The 20,221-nt window shown below is 70.4% G+C and carries 23 protein-coding genes and 1 pseudogene; 8 read left to right on the top strand and 16 right to left on the bottom strand.

What is annotated here, in order from left to right; genetic code table 11:
* Positions 1-223: 223 nt before the first annotated feature.
* Positions 224-757, bottom strand: coding sequence for a type III secretion system chaperone family protein (locus AAHZ94_RS03930; RefSeq protein WP_349990543.1), 534 nt, complete (start codon positions 755-757; stop codon positions 224-226).
* Between the two features lie 85 nt (positions 758-842).
* Entirely contained in the window at positions 843-3,503 is a 2,661-nt protein-coding gene (clpB, locus tag AAHZ94_RS03935; protein WP_349990544.1) for an ATP-dependent chaperone ClpB, read from the bottom strand.
* A 537-nt stretch (positions 3,504-4,040) separates the two neighbouring features.
* Between clpB and AAHZ94_RS03940 the strand changes: the two genes are divergently transcribed.
* Both AAHZ94_RS03940 and AAHZ94_RS03945 read left to right on the top strand, forming a co-directional pair.
* Positions 4,041-4,550 carry a hypothetical protein gene (locus AAHZ94_RS03940; protein ID WP_349990545.1) on the top strand — a complete coding sequence of 170 codons (510 nt, stop codon included), beginning with the start codon at positions 4,041-4,043 and terminating at the stop codon, positions 4,548-4,550.
* 171 nt (positions 4,551-4,721) lie between these two features.
* Positions 4,722-5,126: a pyridoxamine 5'-phosphate oxidase family protein gene (locus AAHZ94_RS03945; protein WP_349990547.1), complete on the top strand. Its 405-nt coding sequence runs from the start codon at positions 4,722-4,724 to the stop codon at positions 5,124-5,126.
* Positions 5,127-5,250: 124 nt separating this feature from the next.
* Here AAHZ94_RS03945 and AAHZ94_RS03950 read toward each other — a convergent pair whose 3' ends face one another.
* From AAHZ94_RS03950 to AAHZ94_RS03960, 3 genes are all read right to left on the bottom strand, one after another.
* Positions 5,251-5,763 carry a DUF3995 domain-containing protein gene (locus AAHZ94_RS03950; RefSeq protein WP_349990548.1) on the bottom strand — a complete coding sequence of 171 codons (513 nt, stop codon included), beginning with the start codon at positions 5,761-5,763 and terminating at the stop codon, positions 5,251-5,253.
* A 284-nt stretch (positions 5,764-6,047) separates the two neighbouring features.
* On the bottom strand, positions 6,048-6,251 hold the full coding sequence (locus AAHZ94_RS03955; RefSeq protein ID WP_349990550.1) for a hypothetical protein: 204 nt from the start codon (positions 6,249-6,251) through the stop codon (positions 6,048-6,050).
* Positions 6,241-7,308 (bottom strand): methyltransferase domain-containing protein, encoded by a 1,068-nt coding sequence (locus tag AAHZ94_RS03960; protein WP_349990552.1) that lies wholly within the window; start codon positions 7,306-7,308, stop codon positions 6,241-6,243. Before AAHZ94_RS03960 ends, AAHZ94_RS03955 begins: the two co-directional genes overlap by 11 nt.
* 455 nt (positions 7,309-7,763) lie before the next feature.
* Here AAHZ94_RS03960 and AAHZ94_RS03965 point away from each other — a divergent pair, with 455 nt between their 5' ends.
* Both AAHZ94_RS03965 and AAHZ94_RS03970 read left to right on the top strand, forming a co-directional pair.
* Entirely contained in the window at positions 7,764-8,153 is a 390-nt protein-coding gene (locus tag AAHZ94_RS03965; RefSeq protein WP_349990554.1) for a DUF8051 family protein, read from the top strand.
* The gene (locus tag AAHZ94_RS03970) at positions 8,150-8,719 is read left to right on the top strand and encodes a TetR/AcrR family transcriptional regulator (RefSeq protein ID WP_349990555.1); all 570 of its coding nucleotides are present in this window, start codon (positions 8,150-8,152) and stop codon (positions 8,717-8,719) included. The genes AAHZ94_RS03965 and AAHZ94_RS03970 overlap by 4 nt, the downstream gene beginning before the upstream one ends.
* Positions 8,720-8,740: 21 nt before the next feature.
* Here the strand turns inward: AAHZ94_RS03970 and AAHZ94_RS36330 are convergent.
* The 8 genes and pseudogenes from AAHZ94_RS36330 to AAHZ94_RS04005 form a co-directional block, all read right to left on the bottom strand.
* Positions 8,741-8,857, bottom strand: a pseudogene (locus AAHZ94_RS36330) (IS5 family transposase); the annotation flags it as partial.
* A gap of 96 nt (positions 8,858-8,953) precedes the next feature.
* The gene (locus AAHZ94_RS03975) at positions 8,954-9,154 is read right to left on the bottom strand and encodes a DUF397 domain-containing protein (protein WP_349990557.1); all 201 of its coding nucleotides are present in this window, start codon (positions 9,152-9,154) and stop codon (positions 8,954-8,956) included.
* Positions 9,155-9,274: 120 nt separating this feature from the next.
* A complete protein-coding gene (locus AAHZ94_RS03980) occupies positions 9,275-9,523 on the bottom strand; it encodes a DUF397 domain-containing protein (RefSeq protein WP_349990558.1) in 249 nt (82 codons plus the stop codon).
* A 67-nt stretch (positions 9,524-9,590) separates the two neighbouring features.
* A complete protein-coding gene (locus AAHZ94_RS03985) occupies positions 9,591-9,791 on the bottom strand; it encodes a DUF397 domain-containing protein (RefSeq protein ID WP_349990560.1) in 201 nt (66 codons plus the stop codon).
* Between the two features lie 76 nt (positions 9,792-9,867).
* On the bottom strand, positions 9,868-10,068 hold the full coding sequence (locus tag AAHZ94_RS03990; RefSeq protein ID WP_349990561.1) for a DUF397 domain-containing protein: 201 nt from the start codon (positions 10,066-10,068) through the stop codon (positions 9,868-9,870).
* A gap of 173 nt (positions 10,069-10,241) precedes the next feature.
* Positions 10,242-10,442, bottom strand: a complete 201-nt coding sequence (locus AAHZ94_RS03995; protein ID WP_349990563.1) for a DUF397 domain-containing protein — start codon at positions 10,440-10,442, stop codon at positions 10,242-10,244.
* A 119-nt stretch (positions 10,443-10,561) separates the two neighbouring features.
* Positions 10,562-10,744, bottom strand: coding sequence for a DUF397 domain-containing protein (locus AAHZ94_RS04000; protein ID WP_349990587.1), 183 nt, complete (start codon positions 10,742-10,744; stop codon positions 10,562-10,564).
* Positions 10,656-11,606: a helix-turn-helix domain-containing protein gene (locus tag AAHZ94_RS04005; protein WP_502964574.1), complete on the bottom strand. Its 951-nt coding sequence runs from the start codon at positions 11,604-11,606 to the stop codon at positions 10,656-10,658. The genes AAHZ94_RS04000 and AAHZ94_RS04005 overlap by 89 nt, the downstream gene beginning before the upstream one ends.
* 136 nt (positions 11,607-11,742) lie before the next feature.
* Here AAHZ94_RS04005 and AAHZ94_RS04010 point away from each other — a divergent pair, with 136 nt between their 5' ends.
* The 4 genes from AAHZ94_RS04010 to AAHZ94_RS04025 all read left to right on the top strand — a co-directional run bounded on the left by AAHZ94_RS04010 (position 11,743) and on the right by AAHZ94_RS04025 (position 13,616).
* Positions 11,743-11,946: a hypothetical protein gene (locus tag AAHZ94_RS04010; RefSeq protein ID WP_349990566.1), complete on the top strand. Its 204-nt coding sequence runs from the start codon at positions 11,743-11,745 to the stop codon at positions 11,944-11,946.
* The gene (locus AAHZ94_RS04015; RefSeq protein WP_349990567.1) at positions 11,946-12,257 is read left to right on the top strand and encodes a hypothetical protein; all 312 of its coding nucleotides are present in this window, start codon (positions 11,946-11,948) and stop codon (positions 12,255-12,257) included. Before AAHZ94_RS04010 ends, AAHZ94_RS04015 begins: the two co-directional genes overlap by 1 nt.
* A complete protein-coding gene (locus AAHZ94_RS04020) occupies positions 12,254-12,766 on the top strand; it encodes an NUDIX hydrolase (RefSeq protein WP_349990569.1) in 513 nt (170 codons plus the stop codon). The genes AAHZ94_RS04015 and AAHZ94_RS04020 overlap by 4 nt, the downstream gene beginning before the upstream one ends.
* A gap of 283 nt (positions 12,767-13,049) precedes the next feature.
* Positions 13,050-13,616 carry a GNAT family N-acetyltransferase gene (locus AAHZ94_RS04025; protein ID WP_349990570.1) on the top strand — a complete coding sequence of 189 codons (567 nt, stop codon included), beginning with the start codon at positions 13,050-13,052 and terminating at the stop codon, positions 13,614-13,616.
* Positions 13,617-13,664: 48 nt separating this feature from the next.
* On the opposite strand, the gene AAHZ94_RS04030 is transcribed toward AAHZ94_RS04025, so the two are convergent.
* The 3 genes from AAHZ94_RS04030 to AAHZ94_RS04040 form a co-directional block, all read right to left on the bottom strand.
* Positions 13,665-14,951, bottom strand: coding sequence for a 5-methylcytosine restriction system specificity protein McrC (locus tag AAHZ94_RS04030; protein ID WP_349990572.1), 1,287 nt, complete (start codon positions 14,949-14,951; stop codon positions 13,665-13,667).
* A gap of 4 nt (positions 14,952-14,955) precedes the next feature.
* Positions 14,956-17,409 (bottom strand): DUF8426 domain-containing protein, encoded by a 2,454-nt coding sequence (locus AAHZ94_RS04035; RefSeq protein WP_349990573.1) that lies wholly within the window; start codon positions 17,407-17,409, stop codon positions 14,956-14,958.
* Positions 17,410-17,879: 470 nt separating this feature from the next.
* Positions 17,880-19,448: an alpha/beta hydrolase gene (locus tag AAHZ94_RS04040; protein WP_349990575.1), complete on the bottom strand. Its 1,569-nt coding sequence runs from the start codon at positions 19,446-19,448 to the stop codon at positions 17,880-17,882.
* Positions 19,449-20,221 lie beyond the last annotated feature (773 nt).

Raw genomic sequence — 20,221 nt, forward strand, 5'->3', positions numbered from 1 at the left:
GCCCCCCCCCCCCCCCCCCCCCCCGCGCCCCCCCCCCGCCGCCGGGGCCCCGGGCCCCCCGCCGCCCCGGAGGGCGGCCCGCGCTCATCGGGCCCCTGTCGTCGTGCCTAGCTGTGCTGCCGTGCGGCGCTGCCGCACCGCCTCACCGTGCTGCCGTACTAACGCCGTGCGTACCGACCCCGTCCCGCCGGGTGGGCGGTCGCGGTCGGGCCTGCCCGTGAGGTCACTCCGCTGCGGGAGCGTCCTCGTCCGGGCCGCCTTCGGTGGCGACCTCAAGGCCGAGCTGCTCGGCCAGCCACTTGTCGAACTCGATCGAGGCCCGCACCCAGCTCACCGTGGAGGACACGAAGTGCTCCAGGCTGACGCCGGTGCCGATCAGCATCTGTGCCTCGCCGATCAGCCGGACGCTGCCGTCGTCGTTCGTGTGGCTGTAGACCTTCGGCCACAGGGTGCGGCGGTTCCAGTCGTCCGTCAGCTCAAGGAGCTGCGGCTTGGTCTCCAGCGCGTGCGGCCGGTCGTAGAACGTACGCACCGAGAAGACCTGCTGCTCGTCCTCCCCGCGGAACATGAAGTACGTGCGGAACTCTTCCCACGGCGCGGCGAGGTCACCCTCGTCGTCCACCACGTACTTCAGCTCCATCTGGTCCAGGAGCTGCTTGACCAGGTCCTGGTCGGGGAGGACGGGGCCGCTCGGCCCAGCGTCCTGCGGTTCGGGCTGGCCCCCGAAATTCGGAATCGAGGACGGGTCGATGCTCACCGTGGTTTTCCCTTCGTACGGATTCCGCCATCCTCCCTCATCACCGCCCCGTCACCGCAACCCCGCCCCCGCGGCCGATTCCGACTCACCCCGCGGCGGGCGGCGCCGCCCCCACCGCCGCGACCGTCAGCCCGTCGGCCCCCAGCTCGTGGTCGACCCGCACCGTGTCGCCGTCGCGCACCTGGCCGCCGAGGATGGCCCGGGCGAGCTGGTCGCCGATGGCCGTCTGCACCAGCCTGCGCAGCGGCCTCGCCCCGTACGACAGATCGGGTCCGGTGCCCGCGTCCGGGGCGTCGATCGTCGGCTCGTGGCCGAGCCTGGCCAGCCACTCCAGGGCCGCGTCGGAGACGTCCAGGGTCAGCCTGCGGTCGGCCAGCCGGCGCTGGAGGTGGTCGATCTGGAGCTCGGCGATGCGGCGGAGCTGCCCGGTGCCCAGGGCGTGGAAGACGACGAGGTCGTCCAGCCGGTTCAGGAACTCGGGCCGGAACGAGGCCCGCACCGTCTCCAGCACCTTCTCCCGCTTCTGCTCCTCCTTCAGCAGCGGATCGACCAGGAACGTCGAGCCGAGGTTGGAGGTGAGGATGAGGATGGTGTTGCGGAAGTCGACGGTGCGGCCCTGGCCGTCGGTCAGCCGCCCGTCGTCCAGCACCTGGAGCAGCACGTCGAAGACCTCGTGGTGCGCCTTCTCCACCTCGTCGAGCAGCACCACCGTGTACGGGCGCCGGCGCACCGCCTCGGTGAGCTGGCCGCCCTCCTCGTACCCGACGTAGCCGGGCGGGGCGCCGACCAGGCGGGCCACCGAGTGCTTCTCGCCGTACTCGCTCATGTCGATGCGGACCATGGCCCGCTCGTCGTCGAAGAGGAAGTCGGCGAGCGCCTTGGCCAGCTCGGTCTTGCCGACGCCGGTCGGGCCGAGGAAGAGGAAGGAGCCGGTGGGCCGGTCGGGGTCGGCGATGCCCGCGCGGGTACGCCGCACGGCGTCGGAGACGGCCCGTACCGCCTCCTGCTGACCGATCAGCCGGCGGCCGAGTTCGTCCTCCATGCGCAGCAGCTTCTGCGTCTCGCCCTCCAGGAGGCGGCCGGCCGGGATGCCGGTCCAGGAGGCGACGACGTCGGCGATGTCGTCCGGGCCGACCTCCTCCTTGACCATCTTGTCCCGGCCGCCCTTCTTGGCCTCTTCCTCCGCCTCCGCCGCGGCGGCGAGCTCCCGCTCCACGGACGGGATCTCGCCGTACAACAGCTTGGACGCGGCGTCGAAGTCGCCGTCGCGCTGGGCGCGCTCGGCCTGGCCGTGCAGTTCGTCCAGGCGCTCCTTGAGCTCGCCGACCCGGTTGAGGCCCTGCTTCTCCTTTTCCCAGCGGGCGCCGAGGCCGCGCAGCTCCTCCTCCTTGTCGGCGAGGTCGCGGCGCAGCTTCTCCAGACGCTGCTTGCTGGCCTCGTCCGACTCGTTGCCCAGCGCCAACTCCTCCATCCGCAGCCGGTCCACGGCGCGCTGCAACTCGTCGATCTCCACGGGCGAGGAGTCGATCTCCATGCGCAGCCGCGACGCCGCCTCGTCCACCAGGTCGATGGCCTTGTCGGGCAGGAAGCGCGAGGTGATGTACCGGTCGGAGAGGGTGGCCGCGGCGACCAGTGCGGCATCGGCGATCTGCACCTTGTGGTGCGCCTCGTACCGGCCCTTGAGGCCGCGCAGGATCGCGATCGAGTCCTCCACGGACGGCTCGGCGACCAGCACCTGCTGGAACCTGCGCTCCAGCGCCGGGTCCTTCTCGATCCGCTCCCGGTACTCGTCGAGCGTGGTCGCGCCGACCATCCGCAGCTCGCCGCGGGCCAGCATGGGCTTGAGCATGTTGCCGGCGTCCATCGCGGAGTCGCCGCCGGCGCCCGCGCCGACGACGGTGTGCAGCTCGTCGATGAAGGTGATGATGCGGCCCTCGCTCGACTTGATCTCGGCGAGCACGGTCTTCAGCCGCTCTTCGAACTCGCCGCGGTACTTGGCGCCCGCGACCATCGCGCCGAGGTCGAGCGAGACGAGCTGCTTGTCCTTCAGCGACTCGGGCACGTCGCCCTTGATGATGCGCTGCGCGAGCCCCTCCACGACGGCGGTCTTGCCGACGCCCGGCTCACCGATGAGCACCGGGTTGTTCTTCGTGCGCCGCGAGAGCACCTGCACCACGCGCCGGATCTCCTGGTCCCGGCCGATGACCGGGTCGAGCTTGCCGTCGCGCGCGGCGGCCGTGAGGTCCGTACCGAACTTCTCCAGCGCCTTGTACGTGCCCTCCGGGTCCCGGCTGGTCACCCGCGTTCCGCCCCTGCTGGTCTCGAAGGCGTCGAGCAGCCGCTTGGCGCTCGCCCCCTGCTGGTTGAGGAGCTCCCCGCTCGGCCCGCCCTTGGCGGCGATGCCGATGAGCAGGTGCTCGGTGGAAATGTACGCGTCGCCGAGCTCCTTGGCACGGCGCGTGGCGTCGGCGATCACGGCGAGCAGGTCGCGGCTCGGCTGTGGCGGCGCGACGGTCGAACCCTGCACGCTCGGCAGCGCGGCGAGCTGCCGCTCGGCCCCGGAGCGCAAGGTGGCCGCGTCGGCGTCGACGCTGGCCAACAGGTCCATCAGGTTCTCGTTGTCCTGCCCCCCGAGCAGGGCGAGCAGCAGATGGGCGGGGGTCAGATCGGCGTGCCCGCCCGCCACGGCACGCTCATTGGCGGCGCTCAGCGCCTCCTGGCTCTTATTGGTCAGCTCGGCATCCACGGTCGCGCTCCTCCTCGCTCATCGACCACGGTTCCACCATCCTGCGTCATCATCTTGCCTTAGCAACCGTACAGTAAGTTGAGTCTATCCCGCTCAACTTATTTTGTCGTGCTGGGCTTGGGTTTGGTGAGGGACCTTGGTGAGGTGAGCGGGCTTCCCGCTGGGGGGGGTGGGCTTGAAGCTGGGTGGACGGGCGTGCGCGGGGTGGGTCTCCCGCCAGGGTGGCGGGCCCGCTGCCGGGTGGTGGGCCCGGGGGTGAGTTTCGGTACGCGCCGGGGTGGTGGCGGGCTTCCCGCTGGGTGGTGGGCTCGGGGCGGTGGGATGTCGGTACGCGCCGGAGGGAGGGTCACCACCGTGGCCCGCGCCGCACCGCGAGGAAAGCGGGGCGGCGGCACGGAAGGTGTCTCGGTACGCGCCGGCGGACGCCGGCGGCCGGACGGCGCGCGGCTGGCGCATTCACGGAATGGCCGCTTGGGTATGCCTACGACGATCGTCCAGCGGAGTGAGACGCGAGGACCACGGGGGCGGGCCAGGCTGATGAGTGACCATCCGAGACCCAGCGCCGTCCGACACCCCTGGGGCCCGCCCCACCGGATGCTGGCGGCGTTCGCGCTGCTCCTCGCCCTGATCGGCGCGATCACGGTATGGGTCGGCAGGAGCGCACACCGCCTCGCCACCGGTAAGACGGCGACCGTCCGCACGATAGAGCGGTGCGCGACGGACGTCGTCCGGCGGCCGGCGGCGCACTGCGGCAGCGAGTGGGTGTTCCCCGACGGCCGCACCGGCCACGGCAAGGTCAGCGACCCTCCGGTGGTCGTCGGCGACAAGATATTCGCGGGCAAGGACTGGGCCTACACCTCAAGCAGCCCCCTGCACCGCTCGGTGTGGCTGCCCGGCTCCGTACTCTGCCTGCTCACCCTCGGCACTGTGGCGCTGGCCATCAGCTACCGCATCGACACCCGCCCCCAACCCCCGGGCCCCACCCCACCCAGCGGCCAGCCCTCACCGACCACCCCACTACCGACCACCACGCCCCCACCAGCCTGACCCACCCACCACCTCACACCCACTCACCCACCCCCGCCCACAGCCACAGCCACAGCCACCACACCCCCGGCCCCCGGCCCCCGGCCCCCGGCCCCCGGACCCCACACCCACACCCACACCCACACCCACAGCTAAAACCGCCCCACCCCACCCCCGATTACGCTTCCCACCATGGCCATCGACCTCGATCACCCCGACCCCGCCTACCTCGCGTTCTGGCGCGAACGCCACGTCTGCACGCTGACCACGCCGCGCCGCAACGGCACCCCCCACGTCACGCCGGCGGGGGTGACGTACGACCCGGTGGCCAAGGTCGCCCGGGTGATCTGTAGCGGTTCGAGCACCAAGGCGGGCAACGTGTTGGCCGCCGGCCCGGACGGGGCGCGGGTGGCGGTCTGCCAGTTCGACGGCGCCCGCTGGGCCACCCTGGAGGGCCGGGCCCGGGTCACCACGGACCCGGCGGCCATCGCCGAAGCCGAACGCCGCTACACGGAACGGTATGGCCGCACCCCGCGCCACAACCCGGGCCGGGTGGCCATAGAGATCACCGTGACCCGCGCGATGGGGCGGGCCTAGCGGCTGGCGGCTGGCGGCTGGCGGCTGGCGGCTGGCGGCTGGCGCTGAACGTACGGGACCCCCGACCGATGGGGTTCGGTCGAGGGCCTGTCGTACGGGTCCGGAATGTGCCCACCGCCGCGGCTCAACGCCCCCGCTGCTGGCGCAACATCGCTCGCCGGCCGAGCGTGGCCAGACCGAAGAGCACGCCGCCGACCAGGAAGAAGGGCTCGTACAGGAAGGTCGCGAAGGTGCCCATGGCATCGAAGTCACCCTTCTCGCGCGAGCCGGTGGCAAGCCCCACCCAGTCCGGGACGGACGGCGTCGGGTGAACCAGCAGGATCGCGGTGGTGCCCCAGAGGGCGAGGCCGACGAGCTTGGCCGACAGCCGGGCGCCCCAGGGTTGGACGATCGCCAGGGCGAGCGCGGCGGCGACGGCGCAGGCCGGGATGGCGAGGATGTCGATCACCAGCAGCGGCACGTTGCTGGTGACGGAGAGCCCGTCCGGCAGCCCGACCCGCCCGCCGAACAGCCAGTAGACGTGTACGACGCCGAAGACGACGGACCAGGTGGCGGCGGCGTAGGCGGAGATCCGGAGGGCCGAACCGGGGACGCCGGCCGGACGGGAATCGGTGCTTGCGAGGCTCGTGGTGGGCATGGGTCAACCTTGGCCCGCCGGGCATGCCTCGCGAGTCAGCCAGCAGGTCGGACTCGGTCCCTACCGCGGAATGACGGACTCAACCCGGAGAGGGAGTTCGGCCGGCAGTGAGGATCAACTTTAGTTATCAGCCCGACGGTTCCCCCACCCCTCACCTGCGACGAACCGAACCGCCACGCGACCGCCCAACCCCGCAAACCCGCTGGTCACAGCAGTATTCGAGCGGCGCGAGGAAGCCCACGACCTTTGGTGAGCCGTTCCGGCCCCGGGCACCGGGTGGGTCGTCAGGCGAGGACACCGACGCGGGCGGCGAGTCCACGCAGTTCGGTGGTGGTGCGCCCGGCGACCAACAGCCCCGAGACCAGGGACTTCACCGCGGGACGAGCGTGCGTCTCCTCCGGGGCGTGGTGCTCGGCGGCCAGCAGCGCACGGACGCGGGGGTAGGCGGTGGTTGGCCCGGTCCCACCCCGCGCCCCACTACCCCACACCCAGCGCCCACCCCCGCTCCGGGTCGCCCGCCCACGCGCGGTGGCCGTGCTCCGAAACCGTCAGCCCGAACTCGAACAACTCCGGCCGACCTGCACGGTCCCACCAGTCCAGTGCCGCAGCGGTCTCGTCGGCCAGATCGCGCGGACCCCACTGGTACGTCGTGCCGTCGCCCGCCGCGAAGGCCCAGGAGTCGGGGCCGCACCACCAGTGCGCGCCGTCCTGCGCCCAGTGCGCCACGTCCGCCATCCGCATCCCCACCGCGAACTCGGCGTGCGGGGTGCCCAACAGGTCGACGTCGACCGCGCTGCGGCTGCGCCGACTGGCGTCCCAGCTTTCGGCGGAGAACACGGCGTCGATACGGGGCCGGGCCCGCTGGCCGCGTACGGACATGAAGGTGGTGGCCCCCACGAAGCGCCCAGAGGCCGTGCCCTGGTCCGACACGACCAGGCGCACCAGGCCGTGTGAGCAAAAGGCGGTCCTGAAGGGGGCCAGGATCAAACCGCCCGGCCCCGTCTGCTCCACCCACGCCCACGGCACCGACGCGACCGAGGCCGTCGCCACGATCCGGTCGTACGGCGCTCCCGGCGCCCATCCGCGTTCGCCGTCCGCTTCCAGCGCGGTGACCCCGCCGTACCCCGCTTCGAGCAAGGCACGGCGGGCTCCGCTCGCCAGCGCCGCGTCGATCTCCAGCGTGGTGACCCGGTCGGCACCCACCCGGGCCGCCAGCAGCGCCGCGTTGAAGCCGCTGCCGGTCCCGATCTCCAACACGCGCTGACCCGGCTGGAGAGCGAGTTCGGCCAGCATGTCCACGACGGCGTTGGGCGCGGAGACCGAACTGGTGGGGACGTCGCCACCCGCCGCGTCCGGCGCCCCGTCGTCCACCTGCGTCACCACGGCCTGGCCGGGATCGTCCACGAGCTGCGCCCACCGCTCGGGCTCACGCCCGCGATGGAGTGGCCGGTACGTCGGGCCGTCGACGACCCACACCACCTCTGGCAGGAACGCGGCCCGCGGCACGGCCCGCCACGCCCGCTCGATCCACGGTTCGGGAAACACCAGCCCCGCACCCGGCCCGCCGCCACGGACGGCCTCACTTGCGATGGGTCCCACCACCCGGCTTCTGCACGTCCGGGTGTTGCCCGTCCTGATCGCGTGGTGAGGGTTGCTTCGGTTCCGGGTTCGGCTGCGGCGGCTTTCCGTGCGTGCCCATCGGGCCCTCCCCTCAACGATGACGGGCACATCATGGCCCCACCCTGCCGGCGCGCGGCAGGGCGCACAACGGCTGTTGAGAAGGGCGCACAACGACGGCGACCGCACACCTAGGACGTGTGTCGAAAGTCCCGTCTGCCCCGCGACGCCCAACTCTCGCCGCTGACCACGCGACGTCCGAACCGCGTCCGAACGGGGTGGCCGTACCGGTCGCCGAGTCACTCTGCGCTTGATTTGGACGACCGTCCAGGACTATCGTCCAAACCCTCAACCACGGGCTGCCGCTCTGAGAGGAGAGCGTGATGAATCAATCTCTGCTGGCAACAGTGACCGCAGCACTGCTGGTCTGGGAGGCGCTACTGTTGATCCCCATGGTCCCGGGGAAGCTGATCGACACGCGAGACTTCGCGCCGCTTCCCCGGTGGCAGTTCAACAGCTTCAACGTGTTTCTCACCTCCCTGGGACTCGCCAGTTTCACGGTTGCCGGCTTCGCCATGGCGAACCAGCACTGGGCCTTCACCGCAGCGCTGGTGCTCAGCCTGGGTTACATCGCGGTCTTCGGAGCCGATCTCGGCGCGGTCTTCCCCGTCGTGCCCGACCCTCTTCCCGTACAGCTGCTCGTCCTCGAAGCCATCGCACTGGCTTCAGCCGGAGTGGGTGTCGTGGTCGCGATCCAGGGGATGCGTTCGTGAAGCGCCCGTCGTCGCCTCGAACGGATACCCGCGAGAAGATCATCGAGGCGGCTGCTTCCCTCATTCCGGAGGTTGGCTGGGGCGGAGCAAGCAGCCGACGGGTCGCAGAACGCGCGGGCGTGAACACCGGCGTGATCCACTACCACGTGGGGAGCATCGACGAGCTGCGGCGCATCGCCGCGGTACGCAAGATCCGGACCTTCTTCCACGACCGGATCAGCGGGGCTCTGGCCGAGAAGGATCCGGCGAAAGCCATCGAAACTCTGCTCCGCGCGCTCTCCGAAACCGATCCACACGATCCGGAATTGTTGCTGTTGTACGAGTCTCTCGTCGCCGCGAACAGGGACGACCAGTTGCGCGTCGAAATCGCCGCCTCACTGGCCGAGCTGCGACAGCGGCTGTGTGACTGGTTCACCGAGCGGGGAGCCACCAGCCCACGCACCATCGCGGTGACCCTCACAGCGGCGATCGACGGCTACCTGCTCCAGCGATCTCTCGACCCCACCCTCGAACCCGACCACCTCATCGACGGACTGGTCAGCATGGTCAAGCGACAGTTCAGCTAGGACGTACATCGAAGGCGCTGGTCACAACCGTTCGTTGATGGCCGCGACGAGGACGGTCGCCTCGTAGCGGACCGCGAGCTTGTCGTAGCGGGTGGGTGCGGCGCGGTGCCTCTTGAGGCGATGTGCCGTCACCCCGCAGCGACGTGTCACAAGTCCCCTTGTCACTCGCGTACGGGCATAACAGAGCCCCCGGTCACTCGCCTCGTGCCCGGGGGCATGTCGTACGGGGAGCGATCAGGCGCCGAAGTCGCCCGCCTTCACACCCGCGACGAACGCCGACCACGCAGCGGCGCCGAAGGTGAGGGTTGGACCCTGCGGGTGCTTGCTGTCACGGACGGGGACGGCGCCGGTGGTGGCGGCCTGCGCCGGGGCCCACTCGACGCAGTCGCCGCCGTTGTCGCCGCTGTAGCTGGACTTGATCCATCCATCGACCATGGGGCACGACCCTTCCGGTTGGCGTTACTCAACTCTGCTCCACCATGCGCGAGTTGGGCTAGTACGCCGAGGCCCCGACCGATGGAGCACGGTCGGGGGCCTGTCGTGCGAGCGGCGGGATCAGGTGTCGAAGTCGCCGACCTTGATGCTCGTGACGAACGCCGACCACGCGGTGGTGTCGAATACGAGGGCGGGACCCTGCGGGACCTTGCTGTCACGGACAGGGACGACACCCGTCGCGACTGCCCGCGCCGGGGCCCACTCGACGCAGTTGCCGCCGTTGTCGCCGCTGTAGCTGGACTTGATCCACTGCTCGGTCATGAGGCGCAACCCTTCTGATCGGATGTTCTCAACTCTGCTCTCACGCATGCCAGTTGAGCTAGTACGCCACCTCCCCCGGCCGACGGGTTCCGGTCGGGGCCTGTCGTACGGGGGGTCAGGCGCCGAAATCGCCCGCCTTCACACCCGCGACGAACGCCGACCACGCGGCGGCACCGAAAGCGAGGGCGGGGCCCTGCGGATCTTTACTGTCCCGGACAGGGACGACGCCCGTCACAGCCACCCGCACCGGAGCCCACTCCACACACTCACCGCCGTTGCCTGCGCTGTAGCTCGACTTGATCCACTGCTCGGTCATGAGGCGCAACCCTTCCGAATCGGGTGTTCTCAACCCTGCTCTTTCACCCACCAGTTGAGCCAGTACGGCGCCGGCGTCAGGCGCCGAAATCGCCCGCCTTCACGCCCACCACGAACGCCGACCACGCGGTGGTGTCGAATACGAGGGCGGGGCCCTGCGGGACCTTGCTGTCACGGACGGGGACGACACCCGTCGCGACCGCCCGCGCCGGAGCCCACTCCACGCACTCGCCGCCGTTGTCGCCGCTGTAGCTGGACTTGATCCACTGTTCGGTCATGAGTCGTCACCTCTCAGGATCGGGGGTTCCAAGCCTGCTCCACCGACGCCCCGTTGAACCAGTGCCGTCACCCCGCAGCGACGTGTCACAAGTCCCCTTGTCACTCGCGTACGGGCATAACAGAGCCCCCGGCCACTCGCCTCGTGCCCGGGGGCATGTCGTACGGGGAGCGATCAGGCGTCGAAGTCGCCCGCCTTCACTCCCGCGACGAACGCCGACCACGCAGCGGCACCGAACGCGAGGGCCGGCCCCTGCGGGACCTTGCTGTCACGAACGGGGACGACACCCGTCGCGACGGCCCGCGCCGGGGACCACTCCACGCAGTCGCCGCCGTTGCCTGCGCTGTAGCTCGACTTGATCCATCCATCGACCATGGGGAACGACCCTTCCGGTTGGCGTTACTCAACTCTGCACCAGCACACACCAGTTGAGCCAGTACGCCAGAGCCCCCGGCCGTGGGGTGTCTGGCCGGGGGCTCTGGCGTACGCGGGCATCAGGCGTCGAAGTCGCCGGCCTTCACGCCCGCGACGAACGCCGACCACGCGGCGGTCCCGAACGCAAGGGCCGGGCCGTGCGGATTCTTACTGTCACGAACGGGGACGACGCTGGGGAATCCGGGGGCTACCTCGATGCAGTCGCCGCCGTTGCTGCCGCTGTAGCTGCTCTTGCGCCATATCGCCGCGCTGAGTTCGGGGGTACTCATCCTGGGCAAATCCTTCCATCGCCTCGCTGATCAGTGCGGCAGATGCGCTAGTCGTGAGCGCTTCCGCTCTCAACTCATCGTAGACCCGGCTGGCCGAGCGGACCTCTGCCGGATCATCGATGAAATGCCCTCTGTCCACCGACTCGGAGTAGAGCACTTCGCGCCCCTTCGGCAGCGTGATGAGGGACAACGAGGTGGTGGGGCGCACCGGTCGCGACTGGTGTCCAGGCAACAGTTGGATCACCACATTGGCCGTACGCGGCACGCGTAGAAGATGGGCGCACTGCCTCCGCATCACGCGCGAATCGCCGACGACCGCATGCAGCGCGCACGCGTCCATCACCACGCGCAGCGCCGGCCCGTCCGGCTCCAGGAAGCGTTCCTGGCGACTCAATCTGGCCAGAACGCCCGCCTCCACGCGTTCGGCATCCGGCTCTTCCCGCGCCAGCAGCGCCCGCGCGTAGTCCGCGGTCTGCAACAGGCCAGGCACCGTCTGCGTCTGCCACACACACAGCGAGACCGCACGCGCATCCAGCTCAGCTCGCTGCTTGAACCAGTCCGGATGCGCCGGATGCGGCGCGAACCAGTTGACCCTCTCCCACATCTTCACCAGCAGTCCGCCGGCGTTGAGCACCTTGTCGAAGATCTCGACGTGGTCCGCGTCGGGGCGGCGCTTGCCCGCTTCCATGTGGGCGATCAGCGAGCGGTCCACCGGAAGGATCGCGGCCAGTTGGTCCTGGGTCATCCCGGCTCTCTCACGCAGTTGACGCAGGAGTTCACCGAACATTTGGGCCGATGTCGTGTGTCCAGTCTTCGGCTTGCGCTTCACGGTCATCACTCTCCGCAAGTGACGGAGTTACCTCAGTCACGGGATTTGTCCTGGTGCGGCTGGTCCCTCACGGGCAACGATTGCCAGAGTACGGAGAGTAACCCCACGAGAGCCGCGTTGTGGCGCGGTGGAGGGAAATTCCATGCGCACGATGACACTCAAGGTCTACCGACGCCGCCCCGGCGAATCCGGGCCGCCCGACGACGCCCCGTCCGTCGTCTGCATCACGGTCGACCCCGACAAGTGGCACGACGCCTTCCGCGAGGCGGTCACCGGTGCCTGGCCGCCGTGCCGTTGCCCGAAGCACCGCAACCAGCCCAACCCCCAACCGACCGAGGGCTCTTGATGGACGGCACACACCGCGTACTCGTGATGGGCACCCCGCTGCGCTTCTTCCTCAGCGTCGGCGAGGACGGCACCTGGTCACCCGTCACGGACATCGAGTTCCACCACGCGTACCAGGAGTCGATGTTCGACCCCGAAGCCCTGCGCAGCAACGTCCTGTGCCCCAACCGCCTTCGCGCGGAGTACGAGACCGTCGAGGGCTGGTGCTGGTCGGACGGCCGGGCCGCGTACGGGCTCATCACTCTCAATGGCCGGGCGCCCCAATCCTGCGCCGGGCTGCAAGCCCTGACCCACGGAGGCGAAGCCGCGTGAAGCTCGTACATCCCATGAACGCGGTCAAGCCCGCGAACCCGCCCCGCGAGGTCTGGGTGTTCCTGCTGGTCCGCTGCCCGGTCGAAAACCCCAAGTACTTCGCCCCGCTGGGCATGTGGCCGCGCGTACTCCAGGTCGTACGCGATGGCTGGAGCTGCCCGCCAGGGGTCATCGTGCGGCCGGGTGAGTCGATCCCCGACGCCGCCCGCCGCGTCGCCGACGCACTCGGCATCACGCTGCCCAAGGAACCCGCCCTCCTCGCCGTCGACCAGCAACCCGCCATCAACGGCGAACAAGACGAAGAACTCGCCTTCATCCTGGACGGCGGCAGCGCCCCCGAAGACGCCTTCGCGAGCCTCCCCCGCGACGAAGTCGACGTCGAATGGTCAGCGGTCGAAAACCTCGAACGCGTCGCCCTCGTCCACGCCCTCCGCACCCGCCTCCTCGCCGTCGAACCCGCCCTCCTCGTCGAAGGCATGCCCCAACCCACCAAGCGCCGCAAGGGGTAGCGGGGGGCAATCGCTAGGCGGTCCCCGTGAGCTGGGCCTACTCCGCCTCCCGAGGCCACCATGGCGCGGCTTCCCCCGCCCCGCAGGTCGGGCGCTTCTGCTCTGCGGGGGACGTCGCGCGACCTTCGCAAGGGGAGCGGCGGTACGTACAGGTACCACCAGCCACATGGATAGCCGGTCCGGACGGCGCTCCGGTCGAGGAACCGACGGACACCGCCCTGTACACCCCCACCTACACACCGGACGGGCCCGGAACGGCCCGCGCCACCAGGAAGGCCCGACCGTGAGTGAACCCCACATCCTGTTGAGCGGCGAGACGCTCGCCCTCGCGATGCCCCGCGCGGACATGCTGCCCGAGTACCACAAGTGGGAGAACGACCCCGCAACCATCCTGGGGTACGGGAACCAGTGGGCACAGGCGTGGGAGGTGCGCGCCGGCGGGTACGAGCGCCAGCGCGGGAACGACCGCTTCCAACAGTTCGAGGTGGTACGGCTGGACGACAGCACACCCGTGGGCATGACGATTCTGGAAGTCAACACCTATGTCCGCACCGCCGAGTTCGTCATGGTCATCGCCCCCTCCGCACGCGGGAAGGGTTACGCCACAGAAGCCGCCGGTCTCACCCTGGACTGGGCATTCCACCTCGCCCACCTGCGAACGGTGTGGCTGAAGGTGCTGGAGCCCAACACGGCAGGCATCAAGGCGTACGAGAAGGCAGGGTTCCGCTCCGCCGGCCGGCTCCGCCGGTCAGGGTTCTGGTTCGGCGAACCCGTTGACGAGTTGCTGATGGACGCGGTACCCGAGGACTTCCCCGGCCCCTCAGCCGTGGCCGCCGCCCTCGGCAGATGACGCGGCATCCGCCGCGCCCTCCCCCACAGACGTAGCCCCCACCACCCATCACACCCCCACCCGCCCCGCAAACCCCCTGATCGACTCCCGCAGAGGCTCCGCCGCGAGCTCAGGCGATGCCGACGTGTCCAGGCCCAGGACCTCGATGAGGCCGAGGAGGCCACGGGGGCCGGTGACGCGGAGGACACGGCGGGTGGGGCCGGTTTCCGAGGGGTGGACCACCAGGGCCAGGGGGGCCGCGGCATCCGTGTAGCCCGCGATGTAGGTGAGGAGTTGGTGCCGGTCGGGCGAGGTCACGTTCTTGTCCCCGTACCGCTTGTACTTCGCGTCCACCACGAGGAACCGGGTCGTCTGCGGCGCGCCGTCCGGCTCGGGGAAGGCCAGCAGCACATCGGGGTTGAAGGACGGCTCCTTCTCCGTCAGGCCACCGGCGGTCACGATGTGCCCCTCCGTCGGCCCCGCCAGCCGGCCCCCGCACTCGGCCGCCGCGTCCGCGGCCATCCGCCGTACGACGTGTTCCCACAGCGTGCTCAGATCGAGCAGCAGGCTGCGGGCTGCGAAGCCGTACGGGTCGAGCAGGTCCCGAACCCCGCCGCCGGCCAGCACCATCCGGGCCCAGCCGTGCGCCGCCCGATAGTGCTGGTTGAGCCGGGTGTACTGGGCCCGCGCCAGCAGCGGCCGCGCGTCCGCCGGGCGCGGCGGGCGGGGGAAGTGGGCGGCCGTCTCGCGCCGCAGGGCCTGCGGGCGCGCGTCGGGCCCCGGCTGCGCGGCCACCGTCAGCGCCGCCCCGCACACCAGGTTCTCCCAGCCGCCGTCCTCGTACTCGAAGGTCTCCAGGTACAGCCGGTCGACCGCGCCGAAACAGCGGGTGGCCTGCGCCGTCACGTCCAGCCTGCCGCGCAGCGCCGTATCCACGCGGCTGCGCCGCACGTACGCCCGGCGCAGCCCGCGCGCCAGCAACTGCCGGCACTCGTGCAACAGCGCGGCCGGCACCAGCTCCGCGTAACCCTCGTGCCCGATCAGCCAGTTGCGCAGCGTCGGTTCTGGCGGCGGCTGGCGGCGCGCGTAACAGAGCCAGTCGATCAGCCGATCGCCGGCCACCGTGAACTTGGGCCGCAACACCAGTCGCAGCCGCTCCAGTTGCAACACCCCGCTCTTGTCGCGCGCCTTCAGCAGGTAGTCGGCGCCGCGCTCGCGGATGTCCACCACCTTCAGCGCCCGCAACTTGGCAAGATCGGCCCCGTACAGCAGCGTGCGCGGTACGGGCTTCGCCTCGTCGAAGCCCGTGAGGATCACCTGCGGGGTCGCCGCGGACGGCGCGACGGCGGACGGCATCGGGTCACTCGCCTTCGCGGTAGTCGGCCGGCGCGCCGAAGGCGAGCGGGTCACCGGCTGGCCCGCCGGCTACCGGAAAGCCCTCCCCCACGGCCGCGAAATCCCCTCCGACGGGTGGCAAGTCCCCGCCGGCGGGTGCGAAGTCCCGTCCGGCGGGTGCGAACGCGCCGGCCAGCACGCCCGGCAGGTCCTGCGGATTGGTCTGTACGACTCGTCCCGTACGGTCGTCCACCAGCGGGCCGAGCACCCGGCGCAGCAGTTCGGGCTGGCCGAGGCAGTACTCGGTGACCAGCGGCACGATCTCGTGGTGGAAGGCGTGCGAGAGCTGTTCCGCGGTGCCGATCGGCTGGTCTCCGGCGAGCAGGTACGCCTGCCCGAGCAGGTGATCGGGGCCGAAGACGAGGTCGAGCCGGTCATTGAGCCCCTGGAGGAAGTCGGCGAGGCTCAGCCCCTCCACCTCACCGTCCAATACGTCAAGATCGGGCGGCAGGTCGTAGAACGCGAATCGGCGGCGAATGGCCGCGTCGATGTGGCCCACGCTGCGGTCGGCCGAGTTCATGGTGCCGATGATGCGGACGTTGGGGGGTACCGTCTGCTGCCTGCCGCTGGTCGGCAGCGTGATCGAAACCGCGCCCCGCTTGTCCAGCTCCAGCAGGGTGATCAACTCGCCGAGGATGCGCGGCAGGTCGCCACGGTTGATCTCGTCCACGATGACGAGGAACGTCTCGTCGGGCGAGGCGGCAGCCGCCTCGCACACCCGCAGGAACAGCCCGTCCTTCAACTGGAGGTGCAACCCCGCGCCGTCCGCCGCCGGATCGGGCTTGAACCCCTCGATGAAGTCTTCGTACCCGTAGGAGGGGTGGAAGGTGGCCATCGTCAGCCGGGCCGCCTTGGCCTCTGCGGGCGCCGTGGACAACTCTGACAGCGCCACGGCCCGCTCCTGCGGCGCCGCGTCGATCAGCTCCCCGCGCCCCGCGAGCGCAAGCGCGACGCTCAGCGCAAGCCGCGTCTTCCCGGTGCCCGGCGGCCCCTGCACCACCACCTGCCCCTTGTGTTCCAGCAGGTCACGGACGTGCCGCACGGCATCGGGCAGGTCCTCTTCGAGGGGGTACCCGGGGTCGGTGGCGTCAGTGCGTTGGTCGACTGAGCCGTCGGGTTGGTCCTCGGGTTGCTGGTCGGCCTGTTGGTGGGCTTGCTGGTCGGGAATGCGCCCGATGAGCTCGTCGGACTGGGCGGGCAGGCCCAGGTGGCCGGCCGGGACGAGGCGGGCGGGTTGCCGCTTGGGTTGGTCGACCGACCCGGGTGGGGTGGGCGCCGTGCCCGCGCCGTCATCTGCCCCGCCCTCGCGGGTGGCCCCACCCTGCGGGCCGTGGTCCCGCGGCGGCACCCGGTGCTCAACCGGCACCCGGTGCTCAACCCGACCCGCAACGCTGGCCGCAGCCGCCAGGTGCTGGTCCCGCCCCGCCCGAATCTCCCGCCACACCGACCACGGCACCTTCGCCAACGTCTGCTGCCAGGCGTGCCGCGGCTCGTCGAAGGTCTGGGCGTACGAGGTGTTCCACTCCAGATAGACGCTGTGCCGGTGCGTGGCGGGCCGCGTGTCGTACGTATAGCCACCGGTGACCCGCCCCACGGCCAGCACCTCCGACTTGCCCTTGTTGGCAATGATCCGGTCGCCCGGCTCCAGATCGCGGAAGGCCAGCAACTGCCTGGCCAGCCTGAGGTTGCCGCCGCGGCTCTGCGGCCAGTAGCGGTCGAGCGCCTCCTTGAGCTCCTGGTCGCTCTCGTACTGCACCAGGCTGCCCACCTCGTCCCAGCCGACCCGGATCACCCCGCGGGCCAGACAGTCGGCCCACAGGCTGGCCTGTGCGCCCGGCGCGATCTTCCAGATCGTCCGGTCCCTGGGCCGCGGATTGTGGAAGGCGTAGAGGAACGCCGTCACCTCGTCCGGCAGCCAGCCGTCGAACTCCGGGGTACGGCGCACCAGTTCGAGCAGTTCCCGATTGGCCCGCCACGTCCGCACCCGCGGCATGTGCTGGCTGCGCCCGCCGAGCAGCGTCGTGAAGTGGCGGACGTGCGCGGCGGAGAAGACCGGCAGGAACGCGTCGGGGAAGTAGGTCGCCAACGCCTTGGTGGTCAGCGCCTGCCCGTACGACAGCAACTCCATCTCGTCGATCAGCGCGTACGCGCCACCCCCGGCCGCCGCGAAACCGGCCGCGAAGTCCTTCCGGAGCCGCTCCCACGCGTCATGCACGTCCATGCCGCGCAGCGCCGCCGGCACCACCCGCCACTCGCCCGTACGGTGCTGGTAGATGATGTGCTTGGCCGCACTGCCACCCCGGATGCTGCCGATGGCGTCGGTCCCGTACTCCAGGAGCCGGCAGAACGTCTGCTGCCTGCCGTGGTTGTCAGGACCGAGCGCGTACCGCTCCAGCGGCAGCCGCAACCAGTCCCCCACCGGAAACTCCTCAGCAACCCGCGCCCGCGCCCGCTCAGCCTGCCGAGCCCCCTCCCGCGCCACCCCCCGATCAAACCGCCCGATGCGCTCCGCAAACCCCCGCCGAAAGTCCTCTACCTGCGCGCCCTCAGCCATGTGGGCATTCTTGCGCAGGTGGGGGTGGGGGTGGGAGGGGATGCGAACCAGGATCGGGGGTTGGCTGGGAACCGGGATCGGGGGCGAGCCCTGGGGGTGGGGGTTGGGTTTGGCGTACGGGCCAGGCTGCCGCTGAGGCCGGTGCTGGGCCCCGACCCACCCCCGCACACCCACCCCACCCCACACATGAACTCCCACCCACACCCCACCGAAACCCACCCCCGCCCCACGCCAAAAGGGGCCAGCCAACAACCACCGCGAACGGCGTCATCGGCTGGCCCCCGAGGTGAGGCACGGCCAGGTGGGTCAGCTCACCTCAAGCAGATCCGAGCAGATCAGCCCACCTGAGGCAGATCCGGGGTGCCCGCCGTTGTGGGGAGCGGGAGTTGGAGGGCCGTACGGGGCTTGCCCACCGGCGTGCGGCACGTCAGGTCCTTGGCCGGGAGCTTGCCGGTGGTCAGGTAGGACGTGGTGGTCTTGTCGGCGCACGAGCCCGAGGTGTAGACGCCGTGGCCCTCACCGTCGAGCACGGTGAGCATGCGGGAGCCCTTCAGCGCACGGTGCGCGCCCTTGCCGCTGACCAGCGGCGTCTGCGGGTCCCACTCGTTCTGCACGATGAGCGCGCCGACCTTGTTGTTGACCTTGGTGGTGGGCTCGCTGCCCTGGTCCCAGAACGCGCACGGCATGATGTTCGACGCGAAGTCGCCGTACATCGGGTAGCGGGCCTTGTCGCGGACGGAGTCGCGGCGGTACTGCTCCGGGTCGCGCGGCCAGTTGCGCGCGTCGGAGCAGAGCACCGCCCAGAAGCTCGCCGAGCCGTTGTCGCCGGGAACCCCGCCGAACCGCGGCGGCGTCGGCCGCGTGATGGACCGCGGCACCCGGGCCAGCTTCGCCTTGCGGCCGGCCGCCGCCTGCTTCAGCTCCGCGATGGCCGTCGCACCCTCGCGCACGTTGAAGTACAGCGCCCGGTAGCTGCGGATGTCATCGCCGGTGATGCGCTCGCCATCGAGGTTGATGGGCTTCTTGTTGGCCTGCTTGACCAGGTTCCAGAACGTCGTACGGACCTTCTGCGGCGTGTCGCCGAGCTTGAACTCCTTGTTCCGCTTGGCGGTCCACTCGCTCCAGCGCACGAACGCCGGCTCGGTGCCCTCCGCCCAGACCTGGATCATGCCGCGCCACACCCGCTGCGGGTCCACCGCGCTGTCGAGCACGAACCGGTCGACCCGGGAGGGGAACATCTGCATGTAGACGGCGCCGAGGTAGGTGCCGTACGAGTAGCCGAGGTAGGAGATCTTCTTCTGCCCCAGCACGGCCCGGATGACGTCCAGGTCGCGCGCGGTGTTGCGGGTGGATATGTGGCGCAGCTTGTCACCCTGCTTGGTCTTGCACTTGCGCGCGACCGTACGGGCCCAGGCGACGTCCTTGGCGAAGGTGGCCGGCTTGTACTGCCGCTCGATGTCCTCCTCGTCGAAGGTCAAACCGCAGGTCACCGCGGAGCTACGGCCGACCCCACGCGGGTCGAACCCGATCAGGTCGTACTGCTTCTGCACCGACTTCGGGAGCTGCGCACCCAGGTAGTCCGGCAGGTCAAGGCCCTCGCCACCGGGCCCACCCGGGTTGAGCAGCAGCACGCCGCGCCGCTCCTTGGCCGAGGTCGCCTTGACCCGGGATATCGCCACCTTGATCTTCTTGCCGTTCGGCTTGGCGTAGTCGAGCGGCACGGTGAGGTCGGCGCACTGGATCTTCGCGGGCCAGTCGGCGGCGCACCGCTTCCACTGGGGCTTCTGCTGCTCGTACTGCGCCAACGGCCGCTGCGCCGCGGTGGCCGTGGCCGGCGCCAGCGCGGGGACCAGGGCGGCGACGGCACTCACCGCGACGAGCGATGCCAGGTGTCTACTACGCACGGAGGAGTCCTTCGGGTCAGTCGGAAGAAAAGGCGGACCAACGCGGACCAACCCTGACGCGTACGCCCGTATCCGGGAATCCGGCTCCGGGCCCAACATCGGCTCCCCCCGAGGGTTGAGCCCCACCCTGAAAGATCGTTCCTGCGATGTACATGACGCAGTGTCGGATGTGCGTCGCTTGGACCGCTTCCGATGGGTGTGACCTAGGCCATCCATCACCCACCCGACACGGGGCGCCCTGCGGGCTGGCACACCTTTCGTTCGGACAAGGTCGACACACCTCTTTACGGGCGAGGTGGGCCCACCCTCTTGCGAGCAAGGTGGGTACGCGTTGCGGACGGGGCGAGGATGCCCTGGCCAGGGGGCACGCCTTCTTGACGAGCGAGGTGGCTGGCGCTGTCCGGGGAAGCGTACGCGAGGGGTGGGTGTCGGGGGTGCTTTGGGGTGGGAGGGCTTGGGGTGCCGCTTTGGGGTGGGTGGGCTTGGGTGTGGGTCGGCCTGGCCGTGGGTGGGGTGCTCTGGGGTGAGTGAGCCCCGGGTGCGAGTGGGCCTTGGGTGTGGGTGGGCCCGACCCGGGTTGGTCGCGCAGCGGACGGTGACGTACGGAACGGCGGCGGGGGCAGCGCCCCATGAGGCAGGGGGCGCGGCGCCGTACGGGACGGCGGGGGCGGGTCCGAACCGAACGGCGGGGCGGGCCCAACCGAACGGCGGGGACGTCGTCCCAGCCGCTCATGCCGAAACCCACCCCAGCCACCCCCTGGTACGAAAGTGAC

It is taken from the genome of Streptomyces sp. HSW2009, from assembly GCF_040240285.1.
GTDB lineage: Bacteria > Actinomycetota > Actinomycetes > Streptomycetales > Streptomycetaceae > Streptomyces.

Bases quoted from the DNA above. Each gene is read 5' to 3' on its own strand.
- AAHZ94_RS04005 (WP_502964574.1), bottom strand. From the start codon at position 11,606: ATGACCGTGAAGCGCAAGCCGAAGACTGGACACACGACATCGGCCCAA.
- AAHZ94_RS04030 (WP_349990572.1), bottom strand. From the start codon at position 14,951: ATGCCGTCCGCCGTCGCGCCGTCCGCGGCGACCCCGCAGGTGATCCTC.
- AAHZ94_RS04010 (WP_349990566.1), top strand. From the start codon at position 11,743: ATGCGCACGATGACACTCAAGGTCTACCGACGCCGCCCCGGCGAATCC.
- AAHZ94_RS03940 (WP_349990545.1), top strand. From the start codon at position 4,041: ATGAGTGACCATCCGAGACCCAGCGCCGTCCGACACCCCTGGGGCCCG.
- AAHZ94_RS03980 (WP_349990558.1), bottom strand. From the start codon at position 9,523: ATGCGTGAGAGCAGAGTTGAGAACATCCGATCAGAAGGGTTGCGCCTC.
- AAHZ94_RS03965 (WP_349990554.1), top strand. From the start codon at position 7,764: ATGAATCAATCTCTGCTGGCAACAGTGACCGCAGCACTGCTGGTCTGG.
- AAHZ94_RS03995 (WP_349990563.1), bottom strand. From the start codon at position 10,442: ATGGTCGATGGATGGATCAAGTCGAGCTACAGCGCAGGCAACGGCGGC.
- AAHZ94_RS03975 (WP_349990557.1), bottom strand. From the start codon at position 9,154: ATGGTCGATGGATGGATCAAGTCCAGCTACAGCGGCGACAACGGCGGC.
- AAHZ94_RS03945 (WP_349990547.1), top strand. From the start codon at position 4,722: ATGGCCATCGACCTCGATCACCCCGACCCCGCCTACCTCGCGTTCTGG.
- AAHZ94_RS04015 (WP_349990567.1), top strand. From the start codon at position 11,946: ATGGACGGCACACACCGCGTACTCGTGATGGGCACCCCGCTGCGCTTC.
- AAHZ94_RS03950 (WP_349990548.1), bottom strand. From the start codon at position 5,763: ATGCCCACCACGAGCCTCGCAAGCACCGATTCCCGTCCGGCCGGCGTC.
- AAHZ94_RS03990 (WP_349990561.1), bottom strand. From the start codon at position 10,068: ATGACCGAACAGTGGATCAAGTCCAGCTACAGCGGCGACAACGGCGGC.
- AAHZ94_RS03985 (WP_349990560.1), bottom strand. From the start codon at position 9,791: ATGACCGAGCAGTGGATCAAGTCGAGCTACAGCGCAGGCAACGGCGGT.